Source organism: Mycobacterium sp. (assembly GCF_035570115.1).
GTDB lineage: Bacteria > Actinomycetota > Actinomycetes > Mycobacteriales > Mycobacteriaceae > Mycobacterium.
In genome coordinates, this window is the sequence record NZ_DATMLH010000237.1 from 24,745 (window position 1) to 31,105 (window position 6,361).

Genomic DNA, 6,361 nt, shown 5'->3' on the forward strand with positions numbered 1-6,361 from the left:
CCCGACCGGACTCGGCGTGTCGCCCAGTTAGCTGAGGTGTCTTGTACAGGCGACGTGCTATCCGACCTGAATCAGGTCAATGGCTTGCCGCCACCTCTTCCCCGACCTCACCAATCACCTCGCGTACCTGCACCCGGCCGTCGGACAGGTGGTAAGTGGCGCCCACAATCGCCAGGTCTCCGGCGGCGACCGCTTCGGCGATGGTCGTCGAGCGGGCGAGCAGCTGCGAGCCGGTCTCGACGACATGGCGCGCCTCGAATTCGTCGGCCCGCTTCAGGCCTTCGCGGCGACCCAGCAGGATCGACGGTGCCACCCGCTCGACCACGTCGCGCACAAAGCCGCCCGGCAGCGCGCCGTCGTCGAGCGCCGCGATCGTCGCCTTTATCGCACCGCAGCTGTCATGGCCGAGGATCACGATCACCGACACGCCGAGCGCGGTCACTGCGAACTCGAGTGAACCCAATACCGCGGAGTCCATCACGTGTCCGGCTGTGCGGACCACGAACATGTCGCCAAGACCCTGATCGAAGATGAGCTCGGCGGCCACCCGGCTGTCTCCACAACCGAACAACGCAACGGTGGGCTTCTGACCTTTGGCCAGGCTGGCCCGGTGCTCGACGCTCTGGCCGGGGTGTTCGGGCTGGCCGGCGACGAACCGCTCGTTACCCTCTTTGAGTGCTTTCCAAGCGGTTACGGGATCGGTATTGGGCATGGCCCACATTCTGCCGTAGCCGAGGGTGAACTTTGCCGCCGCCGACCGTGAACATCTCGCCAACAGAACTTCTGGATTGGTACGACCGGTGTCGACGCGACCTGCCGTGGCGAGAACCTGGCATCACCCCATGGCAAATCCTGGTCAGCGAATTCATGTTGCAGCAAACGCCGGTGTCGCGGGTGCTGCCGATCTGGCGCGACTGGGTCGCGCGGTGGCCGACCGCATCGGCGACGGCGGCGGCGAGTGCGGCAGACGTGGTGCGCGCGTGGGGGAAGCTGGGTTATCCACGGCGGGCCAAACGCCTGCACGAGTGCGCGACCGTGATCGCCCGCGATCACGGTGACGTTGTTCCCGACGACGTCGACATACTGTTGACGCTTCCCGGGGTTGGCAGCTACACCGCGCGCGCGGTGGCGTGCTTCGCCTACCAGCAGCCGGTGCCGGTGGTGGACACCAATGTGCGCCGGGTGGTGGCTCGCGTTGTGCACGGCCGCGCCGACGCTGCTGCGGCGTCGGCAGTCCGCGATCATGCCGACGTGTCCGCGCTGCTGCCCAATGATTCCTCAGCGCACCGATTTTCAGCCGCTCTCATGGAGCTCGGCGCCATCGTGTGCACCTCTCGGGCGCCGCGATGTGGACTGTGTCCACTGAGTGGATGCCGGTGGCGGCAGGCCGGCTATCCTCCCGCGCAAGGTCCGGCGCGTCGCCTGCAGGCCTACGCCGGAACAGACCGCCAGGTTCGCGGCCGGTTACTGGAGGTTCTGCGCGACAATGAGTTCCCGGTCACCCGTGCCGACCTCGACGTTGCCTGGCTCACCGATAACGAACAGCGCGAGCGCGCGCTGAATTCGCTGCTCGCCGATGGCCTGGTGATACAGATGGCCGATGGCCGCTTCGCATTGGTCGGCGAAGCGGGCTGAAGTGGGCTAAGTCGCTGCCAAAAAGGATTCCACCGCCTGCCGATAGACCTGCGGTGCCTCGTCATGAATCAGGTGGCCTGCGTCGGGCACATGCAAATACCGCGCTCGGTAACCCGTTTCGCTCATCGAGCGCATCTGTCCCGCGGGAGTGACCGAACTGCCGGCCTCGATCAGCAGCACGGGTGATCGCACCGCCCGCCACTGCGCCCAGTAGTCGCGGGTGCCCCACTCTGCTGCGATCTCGATCCACCGCGAGGTGTGGCCGTGCAACCGCCAGCCGGTTGAAGTACGGTCGAACGCCTCCAGGAAGTACTGGCCCGCGACTGGCCCGAATTCGGCGAATACCTTTTCAGCAGAGTCGAATTCGACCGGCAGATTATGCAACCACGGCTCCCACGGCCCCGTGGTGCGGCCCCGGAAATCCGGTGCCATGTCTTCGACCACCAGCGCCGAGGCCAGTTCGGGACGTTCGGCGGCCAAGCACCAGGCGTGCAGCCCGCCCATGGAATGCCCGACCAGCCGCGCCGGCGCGCCCAGCCCCGCCACCGCATCACCGAGGTCGGCTACAAAGCGCTCGGTGCTGATCGGGTAGGGATCGTCCACGTCACGACCGCGGTGCCAAGGAGCGTCGTAGGTGTAGACGGCGCCGAGGCGGGTCAGCCATGGCAGCTGACGCGACCAAGTGCTGCCACGTCCCATCAGGCCGTGCACCAGGATCACGGGGTCACCTCGTCCACCACGATGGGTGAGCAGAGCCGCCGTCATGGAGCTATCTTGCGTTGCCTCCGGTGGCCGTCAGGCGGCACGGTAGCCTAACGGGCATGCCAGTGGTCAAGATCAACGCAATCGAGGTGCCTGCGGACGCGGGTCCCGAACTGGAGAAGCGGTTCGCTAATCGCGCGCACGCCGTCGAGAACTCGCCGGGCTTCCTCGGCTTTCAGCTGCTCCGCCCCATCAAGGGCGAAGACCGCTACTTCGTGGTGACCCAATGGGAGTCCGAAGAGGCATTCCAGGCGTGGGCGACCGGGCCGGCTATCGAGGCCCACGCCGGGCACCGGGCCAACCCGGTAGCGACCGGCGCGTCGCTGCTGGAATTCGAGGTTGTGTTGGACGTTGCCGGCTCCGGCCAGCAGGCGTAACCGGCGCCGGGTCCGGCACCGCGTCGCGGCAATGACGGCCGCCGCCGCGTTGGTCGGCGCCCTGGCCCCGGGTTGCGCTCCGCCTCCGACGCCGTCCGCCAATGCAGCGGGCGCCGGCCGGCAGATCAACATGAGCACTCCAGCCGGTCTGCGCGCCCAGCAGACGCTGGACATGCTCAACTCCGACTGGCCAATCGGCCCGATCGGAGTCGCCACCCTCGCTGCGGCCAACATGGTCAAGCCGATCGAAACCAGCATGGAAAGACTTTGGTGGGACAGGCCGTTCACGCTGGCCGGGGTCGACATCAAGGCGGGCTCGGCGACATTGCAGCTGATCACGTCTTACGGTGGGCGCCAGGATATCCGGATACATACCGGCGATGACACCTTGGTGGACGGGTTCGACGTCACCACCCAAGCGCCGACGATCTCCTCGTGGCGTGACATCGACAATGTATTAAGCAAGACCGGCGCCCACTACTCGTGGCAGGTCGCGAAGGTCAACGACGGGCAATGCGATCCGGTGGCCGGTACCAATACCGCGCAGTCACTGCCGTTGGCATCGATCTTCAAGTTGTATGTGCTCTACGCGGTGTCGGAAGCGGTCAAGGCCGGGACGGTGACCTGGGACGACCAGCTGACCGTCACCGAGAAGGGCAAGGCGGTCGGTTCGGGCATGGAACTGCCCGTGGGAGCTCATATTTCGGTGCGAACCGCCGCCGAGAAGATGATCGCCACCAGCGACAATATGGCCACCGACATGCTGATCCAAAGGGTCGGCACCGAGGCCGTCGACAGCGCGCTCGCCGAGGCCGGCCATCACGACCCGGCCGCCATGACACCCTTCCCGACGATGTACGAGTTATTTTCGGTCGCTTGGGGACAGCCGGATCTGCGCGAGCAGTGGAAACAGGCGAGCCCGCAAACCCGGGCAGAAATGCTGCAGCAGGCTAATTCCCGTGTCTACCAACCGGATCCGTGGCGTGCGCACGTGCCGGCCTCGGGCTACGGCGCGGAATGGTATGGCAGCGCCGAGGACATCTGCCGAGTGCACGCGGCGCTACAAGCCGGCGCGGTAGGAAAAGCCGCGCCCGTCAAGCAGATCCTGGCGGCCGCTCCGGGTATCGACCTGGATCGGCGGGACTGGCCGTACATCGGCGCCAAGGCCGGCGGCCTACCCGGTGACCTGACGTTCAGCTGGTACGCCGTCGACCGGACCGGACAGCCCTGGGCGGTGAGTTTCCAGCTGAACTGGCCGCGCGATCACGGGCCGAGCCCGACCAGTTGGATGCTGCAGATCGCCAAACAGGTCTTCGCGCTGTTACCCGCGTACCGCTAAGTCGGGTAGAGCTTCTCGACACGGGGTACTTGGCGATATAGCGTCTGTCGCAGTATTCAAGTGAACGGCGAAGAAACCGGTGCATAATCCGGTGCGGTCGCGCCACTGTGACCAGCGTTAGAGCGCTGGAAGCCAGACCTTCGGTTCACGTCGCGGATGGGGACGCGTAATCCCCGGAAGGCGGTTCCGTGTTCTAGTGACCTCAACCAGATTCGGCGCGGGCATCCGCCGCCTGCTGTCGACCTGGAATCGCCACGACTACATCGAGATCGGTGCCCTGCTGGGCGTGATTGCGTTGATGCACATCGTCGGCTTTGCAACGTTGGTATTTATCATCGCACCGCACCACTATCGCGCCGGCACCCAGATATTCGGTTTCGGACTGGGTGCCACCGCATATCTGTTCGGACTCCGGCACGCGTTCGACGCAGACCATATCGCTGCGATCGACAACACCACTCGCAAACTCATGACCGATGGCCAACGGCCCAAAGCGGTCGGCTTCTGGTTCGCTATGGGCCATTCCACCCTGGTGCTGGTGATGGCTGTCCTGGTCATGGTCGGCGCGCACGCGGTGGGCACCCTGTCGGATGATCATTCGCCAACCCGACATGTTCTCGGGTTCGCCGGAACCCTGGCCTCGGGGCTGTTCCTTTATCTGATCGCAATCATGAACGTGATCGCGATGATCGGCATTTACCGGGCTTTCGCCAAGCTTCGGGACGGTTCGTACTCCGACGGCGAAATCGAAGCAGCCCTTAACGACCGGGGGTTTCTGGCCCGCCTGCTGCGTCCAATCATGAATCGGATCACGCGGTCGGTGCAGCTCTATCCGGTCGGTGCGCTATTCGGCCTGGGATTCGACACCGCCACCGAGGTCGCGCTATTGGCGCTGGCCGGCAGCGGCGCAGCGGCCGGCCTCCCGTGGTACGCGGTCCTGGTGGTGCCACTGCTGTTCGCGGCCGGCATGAGCTTCATGGACACCATGGACGGGCTGCTGATGACGGTGGCCTACGACTGGGCCTTTATGCAGCCGGTGCGAAAGATCTATTACAACCTGGCGGTCACCGGTCTTTCGATCGCCGTGGCACTGTTGATCGGGTCGATCGAATTGGTGTCGATATTGCACGACGATCTCAACTGGGTCGATCCGATCACCAGTTGGATCAGCGGCATCGACCTCAACAACGCCGGCCTGGCGATCGTGGTCCTGTTCGCCGTCACCTGGACCGGGGCGGTCGCTTATTGGAAGCTGGCCAAGGTCGAAGCCCGCTACCAGCCAGCTAATCCGGGGGAGGATTAGCACGCCCGGGTACGAGAAAGGGCGGCCACCGCGTCAGTGGCCGCCCTTTTCGTTTGCCGTTATTGCGTGGGCGTCCCCGGGGTGCCGGCGGCGTGCGCCCCGGCCTTGGCCAGATCCGGCTCGGTGGGCTCGGCAGGCTTACGGGCTCCGGTGAAGGTGAACACCGCGCCCTCTCCGGCACCCTCGCCGTCCCAGTTGTCCACGTCGACGGTGACGATCTGACCGGGACCGACCTCCTCGAACAAGATCTTCTCGGACAGCTGGTCCTCGATCTCCCGCTGGATGGTGCGTCGCAGCGGACGAGCGCCCAGCACCGGGTCGAAGCCACGCTTGGCCAGCAATGACTTGGCTTTGTCGGTGAGCTTCATCGCCATGTCTTTGCCCTTGAGCTGCTTTTCGACCCTGCCGATCATCAGGTCGACCATCCGGATGATCTCGTCGCGAGTCAGCTGGTGGAAGACGATGATGTCGTCGATGCGGTTGAGGAACTCCGGGCGGAAGTGCTTCTTCAACTCGTCGTTGACCTTCTGCTTCATCCGCTCGTAATCGTTGTCCCCACCGCCCTGGGTGAAGCCCAGGCCGACCGCTTTGGAGATGTCGGCCGTGCCGAGGTTGGACGTGAAGATCAACACGGTGTTCTTGAAGTCCACCGTGCGGCCCTGCCCGTCGGTCAGCCGGCCGTCCTCGAGCACCTGCAACAGGCTGTTGTAGATCTCCTGATGCGCCTTCTCGATCTCGTCGAAGAGCACCACGCTGAACGGCTTGCGCCGCACCTTCTCGGTGAGCTGGCCGCCCTCCTCGTAGCCGACGTATCCCGGAGGGGCACCGAACAAGCGCGACGCAGTGAACCGGTCGTGGAACTCGCCCATGTCGATCTGGATGAGCGCGTCGTCGTCGCCGAACAGGAAGTTGGCCAGCGCCTTGGACAGCTCGGTCTTACCGACA

At 64.9% G+C, this 6,361-nt stretch carries 7 protein-coding genes; 4 read left to right on the plus strand and 3 right to left on the minus strand.

Features of this window, described 5'->3' with window-relative positions; all coding sequences use genetic code 11:
• Positions 1-76: 76 nt before the first annotated feature.
• On the minus strand, positions 77-712 hold the full coding sequence (locus tag VNW74_RS21050) for a carbonic anhydrase (protein WP_325680353.1): 636 nt from the start codon (positions 710-712) through the stop codon (positions 77-79).
• A gap of 32 nt (positions 713-744) precedes the next feature.
• Between VNW74_RS21050 and VNW74_RS21055 the strand changes: the two genes are divergently transcribed.
• Entirely contained in the window at positions 745-1,635 is an 891-nt protein-coding gene (locus VNW74_RS21055; RefSeq protein WP_325680355.1) for an A/G-specific adenine glycosylase, read from the plus strand.
• Between the two features lie 6 nt (positions 1,636-1,641).
• On the opposite strand, the gene VNW74_RS21060 is transcribed toward VNW74_RS21055, so the two are convergent.
• Positions 1,642-2,400: an alpha/beta hydrolase gene (locus VNW74_RS21060; protein ID WP_325680358.1), complete on the minus strand. Its 759-nt coding sequence runs from the start codon at positions 2,398-2,400 to the stop codon at positions 1,642-1,644.
• A gap of 56 nt (positions 2,401-2,456) precedes the next feature.
• Here VNW74_RS21060 and mhuD point away from each other — a divergent pair, with 56 nt between their 5' ends.
• The 3 genes from mhuD to VNW74_RS21075 all read left to right on the plus strand — a co-directional run bounded on the left by mhuD (position 2,457) and on the right by VNW74_RS21075 (position 5,416).
• A complete protein-coding gene (mhuD, locus tag VNW74_RS21065; RefSeq protein WP_325680360.1) occupies positions 2,457-2,774 on the plus strand; it encodes a mycobilin-forming heme oxygenase MhuD in 318 nt (105 codons plus the stop codon).
• Positions 2,775-2,805: 31 nt separating this feature from the next.
• On the plus strand, positions 2,806-4,113 hold the full coding sequence (locus VNW74_RS21070; RefSeq protein ID WP_325680362.1) for a serine hydrolase: 1,308 nt from the start codon (positions 2,806-2,808) through the stop codon (positions 4,111-4,113).
• A 196-nt stretch (positions 4,114-4,309) separates the two neighbouring features.
• Positions 4,310-5,416 (plus strand): HoxN/HupN/NixA family nickel/cobalt transporter, encoded by a 1,107-nt coding sequence (locus VNW74_RS21075; protein ID WP_325680364.1) that lies wholly within the window; start codon positions 4,310-4,312, stop codon positions 5,414-5,416.
• A gap of 59 nt (positions 5,417-5,475) precedes the next feature.
• Here VNW74_RS21075 and VNW74_RS21080 read toward each other — a convergent pair.
• The coding region (locus VNW74_RS21080) for an AAA family ATPase (protein WP_325680366.1) at positions 5,476-6,361 on the minus strand (886 nt) is incomplete at its 5' end.

Coding starts and splice junctions, on each gene's coding strand:
- VNW74_RS21050 (WP_325680353.1), bottom strand. CDS start 712: ATGCCCAATACCGATCCCGTAACCGCTTGGAAAGCACTCAAAGAGGGT.
- VNW74_RS21060 (WP_325680358.1), bottom strand. CDS start 2,400: ATGACGGCGGCTCTGCTCACCCATCGTGGTGGACGAGGTGACCCCGTG.
- mhuD (WP_325680360.1), top strand. CDS start 2,457: ATGCCAGTGGTCAAGATCAACGCAATCGAGGTGCCTGCGGACGCGGGT.
- VNW74_RS21070 (WP_325680362.1), top strand. CDS start 2,806: ATGACGGCCGCCGCCGCGTTGGTCGGCGCCCTGGCCCCGGGTTGCGCT.